At 72.3% G+C, this 18,484-nt stretch carries 11 protein-coding genes; 9 read left to right on the top strand and 2 right to left on the bottom strand.

Annotated elements, in window-relative coordinates; all coding sequences use genetic code 11:
* Positions 1-28: 28 nt before the first annotated feature.
* Positions 29-7,657 (top strand): LamG-like jellyroll fold domain-containing protein, encoded by a 7,629-nt coding sequence (locus IF61_RS33240; RefSeq protein ID WP_052392488.1) that lies wholly within the window; start codon positions 29-31, stop codon positions 7,655-7,657.
* An 80-nt stretch (positions 7,658-7,737) separates the two neighbouring features.
* Here the strand turns inward: IF61_RS33240 and IF61_RS36490 are convergent, their stop codons facing one another.
* Positions 7,738-8,142, bottom strand: a complete 405-nt coding sequence (locus IF61_RS36490; protein ID WP_211264843.1) for a hypothetical protein — start codon at positions 8,140-8,142, stop codon at positions 7,738-7,740.
* Positions 8,143-8,294: 152 nt separating this feature from the next.
* The gene (locus tag IF61_RS0107710; RefSeq protein ID WP_043188185.1) at positions 8,295-9,158 is read right to left on the bottom strand and encodes a LysR family transcriptional regulator; all 864 of its coding nucleotides are present in this window, start codon (positions 9,156-9,158) and stop codon (positions 8,295-8,297) included.
* Between the two features lie 545 nt (positions 9,159-9,703).
* Here IF61_RS0107710 and IF61_RS0107705 point away from each other — a divergent pair.
* The 8 genes from IF61_RS0107705 to IF61_RS0107670 all read left to right on the top strand — a co-directional run bounded on the left by IF61_RS0107705 (position 9,704) and on the right by IF61_RS0107670 (position 18,419).
* Positions 9,704-10,876: a sedoheptulose 7-phosphate cyclase gene (locus IF61_RS0107705; RefSeq protein WP_030365508.1), complete on the top strand. Its 1,173-nt coding sequence runs from the start codon at positions 9,704-9,706 to the stop codon at positions 10,874-10,876.
* Positions 10,877-10,914: 38 nt separating this feature from the next.
* Positions 10,915-12,105: a DegT/DnrJ/EryC1/StrS family aminotransferase gene (locus tag IF61_RS0107700; protein WP_030365507.1), complete on the top strand. Its 1,191-nt coding sequence runs from the start codon at positions 10,915-10,917 to the stop codon at positions 12,103-12,105.
* 47 nt (positions 12,106-12,152) lie between these two features.
* A complete protein-coding gene (locus IF61_RS33235) occupies positions 12,153-13,058 on the top strand; it encodes a VOC family protein (protein WP_052392487.1) in 906 nt (301 codons plus the stop codon).
* Between the two features lie 85 nt (positions 13,059-13,143).
* Complete coding sequence (locus IF61_RS0107690) at positions 13,144-14,364, top strand: acyltransferase family protein (RefSeq protein WP_157848556.1); 1,221 nt, start codon at positions 13,144-13,146, stop codon at positions 14,362-14,364.
* A 55-nt stretch (positions 14,365-14,419) separates the two neighbouring features.
* Entirely contained in the window at positions 14,420-15,256 is an 837-nt protein-coding gene (locus IF61_RS0107685; protein ID WP_052392485.1) for a methyltransferase domain-containing protein, read from the top strand.
* A gap of 54 nt (positions 15,257-15,310) precedes the next feature.
* On the top strand, positions 15,311-16,003 hold the full coding sequence (locus IF61_RS0107680) for a FadR/GntR family transcriptional regulator (protein ID WP_169748804.1): 693 nt from the start codon (positions 15,311-15,313) through the stop codon (positions 16,001-16,003).
* The gene (locus IF61_RS0107675) at positions 16,000-17,289 is read left to right on the top strand and encodes an MFS transporter (RefSeq protein WP_245684437.1); all 1,290 of its coding nucleotides are present in this window, start codon (positions 16,000-16,002) and stop codon (positions 17,287-17,289) included. Before IF61_RS0107680 ends, IF61_RS0107675 begins: the two co-directional genes overlap by 4 nt.
* Entirely contained in the window at positions 17,286-18,419 is a 1,134-nt protein-coding gene (locus tag IF61_RS0107670; RefSeq protein ID WP_030365501.1) for a GDSL-type esterase/lipase family protein, read from the top strand. Before IF61_RS0107675 ends, IF61_RS0107670 begins: the two co-directional genes overlap by 4 nt.
* Positions 18,420-18,484 lie beyond the last annotated feature (65 nt).

The raw sequence follows: 18,484 nt of genomic DNA, 5'->3' as shown, positions 1-18,484 counted from the left end.
TCCCGCACATCATTTCCGAGGAGCCGTCTTGTCCGGCGAGCAGCAGTTACTGAAGGTCTACTCCGACCGCGCGTACGTTCACACCACCACCGTGCGCCACCAGGGCACCACGGTGGCCCTGGCGATGGACGACCAGCGGCGCCTCGTCTACACCGTCCTGGACCTGGCGCGGCACGACGAGGCCAAGGGCGAGCTCGACGCCGCCTACTGGTCGGAGAACCCCCTCCCGCTCCGCTTCCCCTCCGAGATCACCGACGTGGGCTTCGCGGCCGTCGGCGCCACCGCGCTGCCGGCCGTCAAGCGCGGCGGCAGGGTGGAGGCCGCGTCCGGCGAGCGGCTGGACGAGGACGAGGTGGACCCCTTCCTGTCCACGACGGCCAGGCTCACCGCCCTCGCGCCCTTCCACGCCCTGTCCGACGGCACCCACATCGTGGTGCTGCGCCAGTCGGTGGACGCGGCGCACCCCGACGCCGTCCACAAGCTGGCCGGCGGCGCCTCCTCCGGCGATCCGGACCGTACGGACTACGCAAAGGACGGCAAGGGCGCGAAGGTGCCCCTCGTCGCCGACACCCTGCTCTGCGACCGCTTCCTGCTGGTGGGCGGCGAGCTGAAGCCGGTCCTGGAGGCCCGCTACCGCCGCAGCCGGCACCGGACGCGGCCCGACTCGGCCAAGGACAGCCTGGGCACCGCGGACATGGAAGGCCGCCCCTTCCACGAGCCCACCCAGGAGCTGTCGTTCGTACGGAACCTCTCCGGCGGGCGATTCACCGCCCTGCTCGTCCCCACCGCCGTCCACGGGCAGCAGCGCTGGCAGGTCTTCGCGCACAACGACGCCACCGGCCGCATCGACTCCTTCAACGTCGAGCAGGGCCGCGACGGCCTGTTCAACCTCCAGGGCACCCAGGCCTGGACCAGCCCCGACGCCGCGTACCGCGACGCGGTGTACGAGAGCGGGCCCGGCACCTGCCCGTTCACCGGGCAGCCGCTCGTGCCCGTGGTGAGCACGGACGGGCACGCGGAGACGGCGCTGGCGTTCGGCGAGGGCGACGCCCATGTGCGCGTCGCGGAGGGGCCGGAGCTGGCGGGCCGCGACTTCACCGTCGAGTTCTGGGCGCGGCGCACCGCGACGGGCCGTCAGGAGTTCCTCGTCGGCCACGGCGACGAGAGCGGCAGCCCGCTGACGTCCCTGCACATCGGTTTCCGCGAGGACGACCGCTTCACCTTCGCGTTCTACGCCGACGACCTCAACTCCGACGTCCGGACCGAGGACACCGCCTGGCACCACTGGGCCTGCGTCTACGACCACGCGGCCCGCCGCCAGAGCGTCTACCGCGACGGTGAGCACGCCGGCAGCCGCACCACCGGCGGTGACTACGCCGGCACCGGTGCCCTGCTGCTGGGCCGCGCCCTCGGCCAGGGCGCCCGTGCCGAGCTGGACGAGGTGCGGATCTGGAACCGTGCCCGCACCGCCGAGGAGCTCGCGCGGGACAAGGGCGTCCGTCTCATCGGCAACGACCCCGGCCTCGTCGCGTACTACCGCTTCGACGAGGGCTCCGGCACCCGCCTGCACGACCAGACCGACCACGCCCGCCACGGCGAACTCCTGGGCGGCCCCACGTGGGTGACGTCCGAGGCGCCCGTCGGCGACCACCCCGGCGTGCGCCGCGACAGCTTTGCCGTGGCCGGACGGAAGACCGTCTCCGGGCTCTCCGCCGTCCTGTACCACCAGCAGGAGGAGACCAGCACGGGCTACGACCGGGAGCCGAAGCCCGCCAAGCGGCAGGCCCGCGTGCTGCTCTCGTACGCGACCGGTGGCCCCGACCCGAAGACCGGTGCGGCCACCGAGGAGTCGTACCTCGCGACGGTCGACTTCGGCGTGGGGCGCGACGGGCGGCTCGCCCAGATCCCGGACGAGCTGACGCTGCCGGTACTGGCCGCGCCGGACGGCAGCGCCGGCGTCGAGGCGATCAGCGAGCTGGACGGCCGGATCCGGGAGAAGGTCCGGGACATCGCGGCCAAGGAGACCGAGGCCGCCGAACTCACCCGGCAGCTCGCCGACGTGCCGGAGCTGGAGCGCCTGCGCGGGCTCTTCTACACCAGATCGCAGGACTTCACGGGCTGGTCGCTCCGGCTGCGCTTCCGGGTGTCCCGGAACGGAAAGGACCAGTACCTCGCGGTCAAGGGCGACGGACAGGGGCAGGGCAACTACCCGCCCGTGATCCGGACCTCCGACAAGGACGCGAAGTCGGCGCTGTGGTCCATCCAGATGCCGCCCGGTTCCTCCTGGAACGGGTCCATGCTCTACAACCTGCGCAACATCCATACGGGCAAGGACCTCAACGTCTCGGGCGCGGACAAGAACGACGACGCCCCGCTCATCGTCTACCAGCGTGAACCCGGCGCCTGGAACAGCCTCTTCGGCATCTACGAGCAGCGCGACGGCTCCGTCCTCCTGATCAACCGGAACAGTGAGAAGGCGGTCTGCGCCCCCGACCGGCTCGACGACCGCATCGTCCAGCTCGACACCACCGGGATGGCCAACTACGCCGCGGGGCTGATCATCCTGGAGCGGGTCGCCCTCTACGGCGGGCACCCCGACATCGCCGACGCCGCCAAGCGCGTCGAGGCCCTCGACGCGCAGCTCGCCGAGCTCCAGCCCAAGCGCGAGCTGCTCGCCGAGCGGCAGCGGGAGATCGCAGCCCTCCAGGCGGAGCTGGCGGCCGCCCGCGAGGAGCTCGCCCGGCTCACCGGCGGCCTCAAGGGCGCCGACGACATCGCGCTGCCCGTGCCGCGGCTCTCCCTCGACCGCACCGGTCTGAGCTGCTCCGGCGCCCTGCTGGCCTTCGCCCGCTCGGCCGACCGGCCGTACCTGCTGGACAGCGCCACCGGGAACGTCGTGCTGTACTTCCGCGGTGCCGACGGGCAGTTCTTCGCCTCCTACTACGACACCAGGGTCGCGCGCTCCTCGCGGCAGCTGACCGGGGCCGACGGCCAGACGGTCACCTTCGCCGCCCGGGACGCCGGCACCGACCTGGGCGCGGTGCGCGTCCACGTCACGGCCGGCGACGGCCCCGGCTTGTGCGACGTCACCGTCGAGCGCGGCGAGGAGAGCGAGACCTGGAAGCGGCTGCCCCGCCGGGCCGACCAGTTCGCCGCGATCGTCAACGGGGCGCCCGACGAGCCCGTTCCGGTGGGCACGGTGAAGGCGTTCGACGCCACCACGAGGCTGCTGTCCGGGGGCAAGGCGGGCGACGTCGTCGCCGGCGTCCTGCAACTCGCCGAGCCCCTCGCGGTCTCCTTGCCCGCTCGTACGCCGGTCACGGTCGGCGGCCACCTCTACCTCACCGAAACCGACCACGCCCCGGGGGCCGCCTCGCTCCGGCTGGACGGCGGTGAAGGCGGTCCCGAGCCGGAGGCGGGAGAACCGGTCCGGCGCCTGCGCTACGACCATCGCGGGGCCACCTCCAGCCACCCCGGCGTCCCGCTCTCGGCGGGCTCCCGGCTGGTGTCCGCCGACCCGGGCGCGGCACACGAGGTCCCGCTCGGCGAGGTGTCCGGCCTGGTCGCCGGGCACGGCTGCCGCTGGCGCGCGGACAAGCCGGGCCGGGCGTACTCCTTCGACGGGCAGCAGAACCTCCTGGCCCTGCCGGAGCAGCAGCTGGACCGGGCCGCGGTGACCCGCGACCTGACCCTGGAGGCGTGGATCAACCCCGAGCGGGTATCGGGCGAGGCCCGGATCGTCCACGCCCGCACGGGCGACGTCCCCTACTCCCTCGGGCTGCTCGCCCCGGCCGCCACGGCCGTCCCCGCGCTGGCCTTCGACGGCAAGAGCGGCGTGGCCGTCACCGAGAAGAGCATCGACCTCGCCGACAAGAGCTTCACGGTGGAGTTCTGGGCGCGACGCCCGACGAAGTGGGAGTACCGGCCGCACTACATCATCGGCCACGGGACCTCGCACGCCACCACGAGGGGATCCCTGCACATCGGCTACCGCAACACCAGCGCCTTCACGTTCGCGTTCTACGGGGACGACCTCACCACCAACCAAGGCAACGACGACACCGACTGGCACCACTGGGCCTGCGTCTACGACGCGGCCACCCGGGAGCAGGTGATCTACAAGGACGGTGTCGAGGAGGGCAAGCGCGTCGCGTCGGGCAACTACCTCGGCAACGGCGACTTCAGCTTCGGCAGCTCCTTCGCCGGCTGGGTGCCCGAGTACGCGGAGGTGGAGACGGACGAGGTCCGGCTGTGGGGCACCGCCCGCACGGCGGCCGAGGTCCGGGCGCTGAAGAACCGGCGGCTGACCGGCGAGGAGCCGGGCCTGATGGGCTACTGGCCCTACGCCGAACCGGCCCCTCAGGTAGCGGGGAAGCCGGGCATCCTGGACCGCTCGGGCAACGGCCGGCACGTGTACCTCAAGGGCGGCGTCACCCCCGTCACCGCGCCCGCCGCGCTGAACGCGACCGCGGACCCGGACGCCGGCTACCGCGTCACCGCCGCCGTCGGCGGCAGCCTCGTCGCCACCCGCGCGACCTTCCCGCCGCGCGAGTGGTCCCACCTCGCCGCCGCCTACGAGCAGTCCTGGGCCGTCGAGCTCACCGACGGCGCGTATCTGGAGGCCCCCGACAACGACGCGCTCGACATCCCCGACGACCTCACGATCGAGGTCTTCTGCCGCGTCGACGCCCTCGGTACCACCCAGGGCCTGCTGTCCAAGGGCCGGGCCGCCGACGGTTCCGGCGGCAGCGTCCCGTACCGGCTGCTCGTCCTGCCGGACGGGAAGCTGGAGTTCGCCTTCGAGGAGCCCGACGGAAAGCTCGTCCGCTTCACCTCCACCGAGGCCCTGAGCGCCGGAACGTTCCACCGCGTCGCCGTCGTCCGCAAGAGCGGCCGGTCGATGCAGGAGCGCAAGGGCAGCAAGGAGATCACGGCCGTGGGCGCGGACGGCAAGCCCGTCAAGCAGACGGTGGAGCTCGTCGAGTCCGTGGACGTGCAGGAGTGGCAGGACATCCGCTTCCACCTCGACGGCCGCGAGGCCGGGACCGCCCGCTACGAGGGCCCCGGCCCCAAGGGCAACACCGGCACCCTCGACATCGGCCGGGTCCGGGAGGGCCTGGAGACCCACGCCTTCACCGGTGTCGTCGCCGAGGTGCGGCTGTGGGGCGCGGCGCGCGACGCGGCCCAGCTCGGTACGCCCGTCACCGCACGGGACCGGGGCCTGACCGCGCGCTGGCGGTTCGAGGAGAACGCGGGCAACACCGCGGCCGACACCACCGGCTCGCACGCCCTCCGGCTGCGCGGTGCCCGCTGGACGCGCAACCCCGACCCGCGCGGCAGCGCCTTCCGGCTCTACCGCAACGGTGTCCCGCTGGCCTGCGATCCGCTGGAGTCGGCGGACCTCGCCGACTTCGGCGACGCCCAGCTCTCCCTCGGCGCCCGGCTCAAGGGCGGCGAGCCCACCCAGCCGTTCCACGGCGTGCTGGAGGAGGTGCGGATCTGGCGCACCGCCCGCACCCAGGAGCAGGTCCTCGACAATCTCTTCACCCGGCTCAGGGGAGAGAAGGAGAACCTGATCGCCTACTGGTCCTTCGACCGGGCCTCCACCGACGAGTCGGCGGGCGTCGTCCGCGACGAGGGGCTGCGCGGCAACGACCTGACGCTGCTCGACGCGCCCCGCCGGCCCTCCGCCGTCCTGTCCACGGCGCCCGTCTCCAGCGACACCGCGCAGGTCCGCTCGGCCCTGGCCGCGATGCGCACCCCCTTCCACGAGACGGTCTCCGGCTCGCCGGCCGTCGCCGAGTACGCGGACATGCAGTACACGGCCAAGGGCGAGGCGTTCGGCGTGCTGAAGCGGGCGTACGGCTATCTGCGGGACGGGCGCTGGTATCTGGTCACCGGCTACAAGGTCGGCGACCTGGTGAGCGAGTGGGTCAGCCAGGTGCAGTTCGACCCGCAGCTGGTCGGCTACGTCGAGGGCGCGCCGCCGGTGCCGTCGGAGAACCTCACGCCCAACACGATCGACCCCGAACGGGCGACCTACGACAGCGTCGCGTCGGTGGAGCTCACGCAGGCGGAGGAGGTCGTCCACTCGCTGTCGTCGGCGAAGGAGCGCAGCGTCGACGCGGCGTTCGGCTTCGCCCTCTCCAACGAGGTCGACGTCGACATGTGGATGATCACCGCGCCGCTGGGCTTCGGTGTCGCCAAGTCGATGGTGAAAGCGAAGGTGTCGGCGGGCGTCCGGGGCAGCCTGGAGTTCTCCAACAGCTGGGCCGAGGAGACCGCCGTCTCGCAGGGCGAGAACACCGCCCGTGCCATGAAGGTCGACCTCTCGGGCAGCTGGGAGGACCCGCTCAAGCCGCTCAACCCCTCCCTCGGGCGCCGCTACGTGCCCGTCAACACGGGCTTCGCGGTCGTCCAGTCCCAGACCGCCGACGTCTTCGCGCTGCGGCTCGCGCACTCCGGGGCCCTGGTCGCGTACCGCATCCAGCCCAACCCCGACATCCCCAAGGACTGGAACGTCATCCCCTTCCCGCTCAACCCCCGCTACACCAAGCAGGGCACGCTGGACGGCACGGTCGGCTTCGACGAGCACGGCAGGGTCCTCGACCCCGACTACGCGGGCGCCCGCGAGCGCGGCGAGTACAGCTACTACAAGCCGCGCGAGGCGTACGCGATCAAGCGGCGCATCCAGCGTGACCAGCAGCGGCTGCGCAGCTACTACGAGACGGTCTCGACCGACACCGGCACGCCCGATCCCACCGCCGAACGGGCCGGCCGCGTTCTCGGCGGCGCGATCGGCGGGGACACCGCGCCGGGCAAGGGCCGCGACACTGCGGGCAGCGCGACCGGCGACGGCTTCTCCCGCCGCGACCTGGTCAACACCTATGTGTGGACGGCGGACGGCGGCTTCTTCGCCGAGACGACGGAGACGACCGACGTCGTCAGCGAGACGACCTCCGGCTCGTACTCGCTGTCCGGCTCGGTGGGCGCCTCCGTCGGCACGTCCTTCGACGTCATGGGCGTAGGCATCAATGCGCAGCTGGACGCGTCGGTGGGCGGCGGCATGACGGTCACCCGGGCGCGCGGCAAGGAGGCCACCCGGTCCTTCGGGCTGAACGTCACCTGCTCGCCCTCAGGCAACGTCCAGCAGTACGACACCAACCGCAAGCCGGTCTTCGACGCCGACGGCAAGCCCGTCAACGCGCCCGGGAAGGTCGACGCGTACCGGTTCCTCAGCTTCTACCTCGGGGAGGACACCGAGCACTTCGACACCTTCTTCCACAAGGTCGTCGACCCGGCCTGGCTGGAGGGCGGCACCGACCCGAACGCCGCCGCCCTGCGGCAGGCCCGCCAGTCGGACCGCAAGCCGCCGTGCTGGCGCGTCATGCACCGCGTCACCTTCGTCAGCCGGCTCCTGCCGCCCCTCGCGGACGCCGGCGCCGCCCCGCTGGAGAAGGCCATGCGGCAGCTGGACGTGGAGAGCAACTACGAGCTGGTCCGGCGCCTCGACCCGTACGTCAAGGGCGCGGCCACGGGCCTGCAGGAGCTGTCCGAGGCCGTCCGCGCCGCCCTGGCCACGCACCTGCCGGAGCTGAGCCCGCACGCGGAGCACGTGACCGGCTTCCTCGCGCAGTACTACGGCGTCGAGGGCTGACGGCCCACAACGACGCACGCACGCCCCGCTCCCGTGCACCGGGGGCGGGGCGTGCGCTGTTCTTGCTGCCGGCTAACGCATTACCACGTGTCGATTCCCATGGTCTTCGCAGCGCTGTGGATGGCGTTGTAGTGGGCTATCGACATGTCGGACTTCTTGTCCTTCGGCGGCAGCTTCTTGTCGGCCTGCCGGAACTCGTCGCGGGCGGCGGCGAGCAGGCTGGTGCCGTAGCTGACCGGCACGTCGGTCTTCCCGTGGACGGGGTGGGACTTGGCGGCCGTCTGGCTGCCCGCCTTGGCGAGGGTACTGCGGGCCTGGTTGTAGTCGGCCGCCTTGATCGTCTTCGGGTTCGGCACCACCGCGTGCGCGCCGGCCACCGGGCGCGGGTCGTCGGTGACGACGGCGGCGGAGGCGGGGACGACGGCGGTGGCAACGGCTCCGAGCGCGACTGCGGCGGCGAGACCGGTCCGGACGATGAGCTTCACGTTGGTACCCCTTCTACTTCTACTCGAATCAAGCACTCCAGTTCGATACGAGGAGGAGCCTGCCCGGTGGGGATCATGCGGTAAACGAGTGTTTTGCGCCGGAGATCGGGCGTTTTGCGCCGAGGGTGCAATCCCGGCTCAGCGATCCCGGCTCAGCAGAACTCCCGTCGGGCGGCGGCCGCGAGCCGCTCGGCCAGCGGGTGCGCGCCCCGTAAGGGCAGCGCGAGCGACACCTGGACCGCCGGGGCGTTGCGCAGCGGCACGTACACCACCGAGGGGTGGCTGGTGCGGCGGGCGGCGAGTTCCGGCACGGTGCCGATGCCCTGGTCCGCGGCGACGGCTTCGAGCCACTCGTCGTGGTTGCTGCAGACGGCGCCGACCGCGGGGCGGCGGCCGGACGGCCAGAGGTCCGGGGCGGTCGTGCCGCTCACCGTGTTGCGGACCAGCGGCCAGTCCGCGAGCTCCGCCCAGTCCAGGTGGTCGCGCCGGGCCAGCGGCGAGCTGCGCGCGACGGCCGCCACCCGGGGCTCCCGCCACAGCGGGAGCGCCGTGACGGGCCGGTCACGGGGGATGCGGCGCAGCAGGGCGACGTTGGTGTGCCCGTTGTCCAGGCCGGCCGCGGCGGTGTCGTCGCGCACGAACTCGAAGTCGACCCCGGCCTCCTTCGCGAACCGCGCGACGAACCGGGAGAACTGCTCGGGCAGCAGCCAGCAGAACCCGATCCGCAGGACCGAGGACGAGTGCAGCCGGCTGATCGCCCGGTCCAGGTGGACGTAGGCCTCCGTCAGGTCCGCGTGGAACGTCCTGCCCTCGGGAGTGAGGCTGAGGTGGCGCGTGGAGCGGTCCAGGAGGCGGGCGTTGAGCGCGCTCTCCAGGCGCTGGACGGCGCGGGAGACGGTGGGCTGGGTCACGTGGAGCCGCCGGGCCGCACCGGTGAAGCTGCCCGCCTCGACGACCGCTATGAAACACCGGAACTGGGACAGGTCGACGTCCGCATTCCCGACGGATGGACGCACGTGCCCACGTATCATCAAAGCCCCCTAACGCGCCCCCGGATGAACGCGCATCAACGGGGACGGAACGCAAAGGGGAGCCTGCGTGACGACGCCGGGATAAACCGGTCGCTCATCCGGTTCCCGCACTCAATAGCCGTACGGCGCCCGCGTGCTCCGTTGCACGCCCGCCGCTCCCCCGCTCTTCGGTCAGTACGCACGGGAAATCTAACATCCGGGACATTGACGTGGCACTGGTTGATCAGGCAACCATCCCCCGTCACAAACATCACACCCCGTCAAGCTTTCGCAAAGACCGCAGTGGAGGCTGTAGCGTTCGCGCTGCTCAGCGCGTAGCCGACGGGATGCATGCAGACTACGGACGCTCTTATACGCGTACTGAATAAATGATGCGCGGAAGTAATTTTTCTTGGCGATCAAGCCTGCCTAGGGTTCGATACATGCTCGACGCAAGGACATTCCAGGCCGATGGGAATCGGTTTCCGGAAGTTCCCGTCACGCGCTGACCGCCCTGTTCCCCTTGTGTATTCACCCGGGAGGGAAGACCCATGTCTCCTGCCACCCAGAACACTCTGGACATCGAAGCCGAGCTGCAGGTGAAATACCACGTCTCCATCACCCGGGACGTGTTTTCCCCGGACAATCCGCTGCTGCTCGAAACCGTCGACCGCAGCGCCTCGGCCGGAAAGCAGCTCGTGATACTCGACGCGGCGCTGTCCGCGGTCCTCCGCGAGCGCGTGGAGGCGTACTTCGCCGCCCACGACGTGGCCGTCGAGGTGATCGAGGTCGACTCCGGCGAGGTCAACAAGAACCTCGACACCTGCCTCTCCATCGTCGACGCGCTGGAGCGGTCCGGCGCGCGCCGGCAGAGCAACCCGCCCATCGCGATCGGCGGGAACGTCCTGATCGACGTCGCGGGCTTCTCCGCCAGCATCTACCGCCGGGGCATCCCCTGGGTGCGGGTGCCCACCACCCTCCTGGGCATGATCGACGGCAGCGTCTCCGCCAAGACGGCCGTGAACCACCAGGGCAACCGCAATCGGCTGGGCACCTTCCACCCCGCGATGCGGACCGTCGTCGACACCGGTCTGCTGGCCTCGCTGCCCCGCCGGCACCTCGTCAACGGGTGCGGCGAGATCCTCAAGATGGCCATGATCAAGGACAGCCGGCTGTTCTCCCTGCTGGAGGAGCACGGCCCCGGGCTGGTCGCCTCGCACTTCCGCACGGAGCCCGCGGAGGAGGTCGTCACCCGCGCCATCGACGGCATGCAGTCCGAACTGCGCCAGAACCTCTGGGAGAAGGACCTGCGCCGCATCGTGGACTACGGCCACACCTTCAGCCCGCCGATCGAGATGGCCGTCGTCCCGGAGCTGCTGCACGGCGAGGCGGTCGCGATCGACTGCCTGTTCACCGCGCTGCTCTCCTACGTCCGGGGCTGGCTCGGCGGCGCCGACGTCCGGCGGGTGGCCCGCACCATGCACCGCGTCGGGCTCCCCCTCGACCACCCGCTGTTCTACGACATCGACATGCTCGAGCGCGCGATGGACGAGGCGCGCCTGCACCGCGACGGCAGCCTCAACCTGCCCGTCGTCCAGGAGATCGGCTCCTGCACCTTCACCCAGGAAGTGACCCGGGAGGAGCTGCACCAGGTCACCGCCCTGCTCAAGGAGCTGGCGCAGTCCGCGGGCGAGAACCTGCCCGCCCCCGCCCCGCAGCACTGAGCACCGCACCCCCACCGCACCACACCAGGAGGAGACCCGTGCCGGGTCCAGGATTTGAATTCCTCGGCGACGAGGAGCGACACAACGTCGAGCAGGTGCTCGCGAACTGGAGCCTCACCCGCTACCTGTTCGACGACCCCGAGGCCCACTCCTTCGTCCGGAGGCTGGAGCGCGACACGGAGGCCCTCTTCCGCAGCGGCCCCGCGATCGCCGTCAACAGCGGGACCTCGGCCCTCGCCACGGTCCTCGCGGGGCTGGGCGTCGGCCCCGGCGACGAGGTCATCGTCCCCGGCTACACCTACGTCGCCTCCATCGGCTCGATCGGCCACTTCGGCGCGACGCCGGTCCTCGCCGAGGTCGACGAGACCCTGACCCTCGACCCCGAGGACGTCGAACGGAGGATCACGCCCAGGACGCGCGCCGTCATGGCCGTGCACATGCTGGGCGCGCCGTGCGACCTGGGGCGGCTGCGGGAGATCACCGACCGCCACGGCATCCTCCTGATCGAGGACGCCGCGCAGGCCTGCGGCGGCAGCTACCGGGGGGCGCGGCTGGGGACGGTCGGCGACGCCGGCGCGTACTCCTTCAACCCCTTCAAGGTCATCACCTGCGGCGAGGGCGGCATGGCCGTCTTCCGCGACCGCACGGCCTACGCCCGCGGCTTCGCCTACCAGGACCAGGGCTGGCCTCCGCTGCGCGACAACAACGGGGTCGGCACGGGCGAGGCGACGTTCGGCCTGAACCTGCGCATGCCCGAACTCAGCGCGGCCGTGGCCTGCGCCCAGCTGCAGCGCGTCGACACCGTGCTCGCCGCGACCCGCCGCGTCCGGGACCGCCTCGTCGAGCTCATCGAGCCGCACGAGGGCATGCGGCAGCGCGCCCTCAACGACGCCGGGGGCGACTGCGCCAACGTCGTCGTCCACACCTTCGACAGCGCGGACCGGGCCCGCGAAGTAGCGGAGAAGCTGTCCACCAAGCCGCTCGTCGACTCGGGGCGCCACTACTACGGCAACATGCCCCAGCTGAACGGGAACGCGTCGATCCGCTACCAGCGGGGCGACCTGCCCCGCACCGACGACCTGCTCTCCCGCTCCGTCGCCGTCTCCGTCGGCGTCTCGGACGCGCACCTCGGCTCCGGGTTCGGCGTCGGCGTGCGCAGCACCGAGGAGGACATCGCCCGCGCCGCCGAGGCGTTCAACTCCGCCGTCCGGTCCGCGGTGCCCGCGTGACCGCCCCCACCCCCCTTCCCCTCACGCCACATGGATCGGAGCATTCGGTGAAGAACACCCTGGACGGTTTCTCCATGGCGGTTCCGGACGTGGACGCCGCGGCGCACCTGTTCCGGACCGTCTTCGGCGCCGAGGTGCTGCCGTCCGCGGACGGCCCGGCCGCGGACGTGGACGACCACGGCGCGCCCGCTCGCAGCGTCCTGCTGCAGCTCGACCCGCAGACGCGGCTCCGCCTGTTTGCGTACGAGGCGACCGCCGGGACGGCCTTCGACGCCTCGGTCGTGGACATCGGCACCGCGCACTTCTGCTTCCGCACCGGGGACATCGAGCAGGCCGCGCGGTTCCTCGCGCAGTGCCCCGGGATCAGGATCCTCGGCGAGGTCATGGAGATCCCCGAGGGGGCGCTGCGCCACCACAAGTGGGTCTACTTCCGCTTCCCCTGGGGCGCGTACGGCGAGCTGCAGGAGTGGCCTGAGATCCCCTCGGCGGAGGCTGTGGAGCTCTTCCACGGCCAGGTGCCGCAGGAGGCGTCCCCGGTGCCCACCCTGATGGGGATCGACCACGTGGGCTACAGCGTCCGGGACCTCGACGCCGCGGTCGACCTGCTGACGAGCGGCCTCGGCGGCCGGCGGATCCTCGGATCCGTCATCAGCTCCGGCAAGGAGTTGATGGAGCGTCAGTTCGAGACGCCCGTGCCGGCCCGCTCGAAGATGGCCATGGTGCGCATCGGCGAGCACACCAACATCGAGCTGTTCGAGCACGTGGTGGACGAGGTCCGGCGCACGGGCGACCGGCTCGCCGTCGGGGCGTCCCGCATGGTCTTCCGCTCGGACGACCCGGCCGGATCGGGCGCGGAGCTGTCGCGCCGCTTCGGCTTCTCCGCGGCCGGGGACGGCGGGGCCGGGGCCCTGCTCACCGCGGGCTCGGGCCTGGACGTCGAGTTCACGGCCTGACGGTACGGGTGCCGCGCGCCCGGCCGGCCCGGGCGCGCGGCACCGTGCATGCACGACCGTAAGCAAGTAATTCATGGGGGAAAACATGAGGAATGAACGGGCACTCGCCGATTCTCGGCTCCCGTCCCTGACCGGCCTGAGGTTCGTGGCGGCCCTGCTGGTCTTCTTCTTCCACCTGAGCGTGGAGAAGCTGTACGACGACGGCACGAACCCGGTGCTGTCGAAGATCTTCAATCCGGCCGGCGGCGTCGGCGTCTCGTTCTTCTTCATCCTCAGCGGATTCGTCCTCGCCTGGTCGGCGAAGCCGGGCCGGCCCGCCCGCGAATTCCTGCGCCGCCGCCTCGCGAAGATCTACCCGAACCACCTCCTGCTCTGGGTGCTGACCCTGCCCCTCCTGCTGCTGTTCGGGGAGCAGGTCGCCGCGGGGTCCGCCACGGCGAACCTCGCCCTCGTGCAGACGTGGTTCCCGCGGCTGGACTTCTTCTTCAGCGTGAACCGGCCGAGCTGGTCGCTCTGCTGCGAGCTGTTCTTCTACCTCATGTTCCCGCTGCTGGCGCGGTTCGTCGGGCGGCTTCGCCGACGCGGCACCTGGGTGGTCGTCGCCGCGACCGTCGCGGGCGTCTGGCTGCTGCCCGTGGTCGCCGGCTTCCTGCACGGCGGGCCCGGCATGCCGCTCGACGTGTCGCACCCCGAGGCGGACAGCGGCGTGTCCGTGCGCCAGTACTGGCTGGTCTACGCGTTCCCGGTGTCCCGCTGCCTGGAGTTCCTGCTGGGCATCGCGGTGGCGAAGCTGGTCAAGGACGGCGCATGGCCCCGGGTTCCCGTGGCCGTGGCGACGGTCCTGCTGGCGATCGGCTACGCCGCCGCCGTCGTGTCCCCCGTGCTCTACGGTCTCGCCGCCCTCACCGTGATCCCCCTGACGCTCTTCATCCCCGCCGTCGCGATGGCCGATCTGGAGGGCCGTGGCTCCCTGCTGCGGAGCCGGTCCATGGTGTGGCTGGGCGAGGTGTCCTTCGCCTTCTACCTCGCGCACCAGACCGTCCTGCGGATCGGTCACGACCTGCTCGGCCACGACACCTCCTGGAACGCCTGGACGGCGTCCGCGCTCGCCGCCGCCTTCGCCGCGGTCACCCTCCTGATCGCCTGGGCGGTCTACCGGTGGTGGGAGATGCCCGCCATGCGCCTGCTGACGGCACCGCGTTCCAGCGGCAAGAGCATTCCCGTGGCGTCCGGCGGCCCGCGCGTACAGCCCGGGCCGGTGCCCGCGCGGCCGCGCCCCGCCGAGCTGGCCGCCGACAAGGACTGAAGCCGGCCCGCGTCCCCGCCCGTACCCGCCCAGCAACACCGTAAGGAAGTTCGCCATGCTGACCGTGGACCGCCTCACCGAGCCGGAACTCGCCGCTCCCGCCGTGGAACAAGCCCGCCCCGCCACCTGCCTGCAGTCCTACCAGTCCGCCCTGGAACAGGTGGGCATCGGCTCCGGGTGGCACGTGCTCGACGCGGGCTGCGGCAGCGGCGACTTCCTGCCGTGGCTCGCCGAACTGGTGGGCCCCGGAGGGCGCGTGTCGGCCGTCGACCGGCTGGAGCGGAACACGGCGGCCGCCGCGGAGCGCATGCGCCAGTATGCTCCCGGGCGGGCCGTGGACGTGCGCCGCGCGACCGTGCTCGACCTCCCCCACGCCGACGGCTCGTTCGACGCCGTGTGGTGCGCCGACGTCCTCCAGCACCTGGACGACGGCATGCTCGGCCGGGCCCTGCGGGAGCTGCGCAGGGTCGTGCGGCCGGGCGGGCTGGTGGCCGTGCAGGTGCCGGACGTCACGGCGGTCGCGGTGCGGCCCGGCGATCCCTTCCTCTTCACCGACTTCTTCCGCGCGGCCGCCCCGTCGTGCCCGTACGCCCAGCAGTTGCTGCGCGGCCGCGAACTCCACCGATGGCTCCGCGAGTCCGGTCTGGAGGCGGTGCGCCAGCACACGACGGTGATCGAGCACCTCGCCCCGCTGGAGCCCGGCACCCTGCGGTTCTGGACCCGCACCGGCGCCCTCATCGCCCGGCAGGCGCGGGGCCTGGGCGGCAGCTGGGAGCACCGGTTCGCGCCGTTCGCCGACGCCGGCGCGGCGGACCACCCGCTCCGCTCCCGGCACGGCTACGTCAGCGAGGGCACCACGGTCGCCGTCGGCACGGTCCCCCTCGCGCGATAAGTTAGGGTTCCCTTACCAAGGGATGATGATATGTTCTATCGGGAGGTGGGCGGAGTGCGCGCTGTACCGCGTTCGGCACTGATCGAAGGCACCATCGAGCGGCTGAAGACGCAGATCGTCAGCGGCAGGTGGCCGATGGGGAGCAAGATCCCCATCGAGGACGAGCTCGTGGCCGAGCTGGAGGTCAGCCGCAGCACGCTGCGCCAGGCGGTCCAGGCCCTGGTCCACGTGGGCCTGCTGGAGACCGCGCAGGGCCGGGGGACGTTCGTGCGCGGCACCCACGAGGTCGACGCCGTCCTGACCCGCTATCTGGCCGACGCCGAGCTCCGTTACGTCCTGGAGACCCGCCGCGGCCTGGAGGTGGAGGCGGCGGGCCTCGCCGCCGAGCGCCGCAGCCGGTCCGACCTGGACCGTCTCGCGGCCGTGTACGAGCGCCAGACCGCCGCCCACCGGGACGGCAGGGCCGGCGAGTTCAACCGGGCGGCGGTGGAGTTCCACACGGCCGTCGTCGAGGCCGCGGGCAATCCCGTGCTGACCCGGCTCTACAGCAGCATGCTCGGCTCCGTCCGGGACTCGGTCCGGGTGGGCGGCGTGCGCCGCCCCGAGGAGCACTACGGGGACCCCGGCCACGCCCGCATCCTGGAGGCGATCGACGGCGGCGACCCGCAGGCCGCGCGGGACGCGGCGGCCGAGCACGTGTCCGCCTTCCTGATCGCGCTCGCGCCGGCCGGCAAGGACGCGCCGTGACGGCCCGGGGCGGCACGCCCTCCCCCGGCGGCGAGCAGGAGCCGCTGTTCACCCGCACCGCCGTGGTGGCGTCCTGCCTGGGCATGGTGATCATCGGCGCGCTGATCGCCCTGTACGGACCGGTGGTCCCCGCCCTGCGCGACAAGTTCTCCTTATCGGAGCCGACGGCCGGGCTGGCCCTGGCCGCCCAGTCGCTCGGCGCGGTGGTGGGCGTCCTCGGCTTCCACTCCGTCCACCGCCGGATCGGCAACCGGGCGCTGCTGATCTCCTCCTACCTGACCATGCTGGCGGGCACCGTCACCTTCGGCCTCTCCGGGACGTGGCCCCTGATGCTGGGGGCGGCCGTCGTCACGGGACTCGGCCTCGGCGGCGTCGACTTCGCCATCAGCCGGCTGTTCCTCATCGGGCTCGGCTCCCGCGGCCCGGCCCTGCTGAACGTGGCTCACGGCTGCTTCGGGCTCGGCACGGTCCTGGCGCCCGCCGTCATCGCCGTCACGGGCCCCGAGCGCTACGGCGCCACGTTCATCACGATCGGCCTCCTGACCCTGATCCCCCTGGCCTGCGTCCGCGGGGTGCGGGCCCGCCCGACGCCCGCCGAACTCGCCGAGGCCTCCCCCGCGCCTGCCCACCGCTCCGGCGGACGCGGCCTGGCCGTCGTGCTCGCCGGCTTCGTGGCCGTCTACATGCTGCACTTCGCGGTGCAGAGCGGCATCGGCAACTGGGAGCCCACCCACCTGCACGCGCTCGGGCAGAGCATGACGGGCGCAACCGTCGCCACATCGGCGTACTGGCTGGCCATGACCGCCGGCCGCTTCCTGGTCGCCCCGCTCGCCCGCCGCTGGTCGCCCGCCGCGATCGTCACCGGCGCCTGCGCCCTGATGACCGTCAGCGTCCTGCTGGTGCCGGTGCCGGGCCTCGCCCCCTGGGCGTACGCGGCCGCCGGGCTGTGCATCGGCCCCATCTTCCCCAACGGCCTGAACTGGCTGAACCGTTCCGCGCCCGCCTCGGGCAGCGCCATGGCCTACGTCATCGCCGCGGCCATGCTCGGCTCCGTCGCCTTCCCGCCCGCGCTGGGCGCGGTCATCGAGGAGTACGACGTCGGCGCCCTGCCCCTCACGCTGTCCGTCCTGTGCCTGGTCACGCTGGCCATCAGCGCGGCCCTCGCGCGACGGCTGCGCGGCGCCCGGCCGGGAACGACCCCGGCCCGGGCCGGGGTCCCCCGAGAGCAGACACGCACCACAACGACCGTACGAACGACAGGCACACGAGAGAAAGGCGCGTCATGACCCAGCAGTGGGTGGCGGGATTCCGCAGCGCGGTGATCAGCCCGTACGAGACGATCCGGCTCACCGAGTCCCGCGGCTTCCACGACCAGACGGTCCGTCAGGTCCTGCACATGGCCGGCGGCGGCGAGCGGATCCGGGTGCGCCTCTCCAACCGCTACGGCCGCTCCCCGCTGACCGTCGCCGACGCCCGGGTGGCCGAGCGCAAGACCGCCGACGAGATCGTCGCCGAGACGGACACCTGCGTGCGCTTCGACGGCTCGGCGCAGGTGACGGTCCCGGCGGGCGGCGAGGTGGTCAGCGATCCGGTCGACCTGCCCGTCCGGGCGGGCACCGACCTCGTCCTCAGCCTCCACCTCCCGGCGGAGACCGGCCCGGCCACCTTCTCGCACATGCCCGGCGAGACGTCCTACGTCACCGCCGGGAACCGGACCGGGGCGGCGAGCCTCCCCGGGGCCGAGCAGGTCCCGTGCCGGTTCTACGTCACCGGGATCGACGTGCTCGCGGACGAGGGCACGGCGGTGGCCGTCGCCTTCGGAGACTCCTGGTTCGAGGGCGTCGGCACCACGCCCGGCACCAACCGGCGCTCCGTGGACGTGCTCAACCGGCGGCTGGAGCGCGGCTGGACCGTCAACCAGGGCATCGCCGGGAACCGGCTGCTGACCGACGAGATCGGCGAGCACGCCCTGGCCCGCTTCGAACGGGACGTGCTGTCCGTGCCCGGCGCCGCCCACGTCCTGGTCAACTTCGGCATCAACGACCTGGGCCTGCCCGGAATGGTCGGCCTCCCTCCCGCCACGGCCGGCGAGCTGATCGCCGGGTTCACCGAGCTGGCCCGCCGGGCGCACGGCGCCGGGCTGACGGTCCACGCGGCGACCGTCGGCCCGTTCGCCGGCGCCGTCTACCCGGGCCACAACACCCCCGAGGGCCTCGCCGCCCGGCGCGAGGTGAACGAGTGGATCCGCACCGGCGGCGCCTTCGACTCGGTCTTCGACGTCGCCCGCGCCGTGGCGGACCCCGAGCGGCCGGACCACATCCGCCCGGAGTTCGACAGCGGCGACGGCATGCATCTCAACGATGCCGGGGCCGAGGCCATGGCCGCCGCGGTCGACCTCGGCGCGCTCGTGTTCTGACGCCGGCGGCGTCCCCACGACGACCCCGCACGGCGCACTTCTCGTGCAACCCCCGGCCGTGCGGG

This window comes from Streptomyces roseoverticillatus, from assembly GCF_000719265.1.
GTDB classification, from domain to species: domain Bacteria; phylum Actinomycetota; class Actinomycetes; order Streptomycetales; family Streptomycetaceae; genus Streptomyces; species Streptomyces roseoverticillatus.
This window is presented reverse-complemented; position numbering and strand designations above follow the sequence as displayed.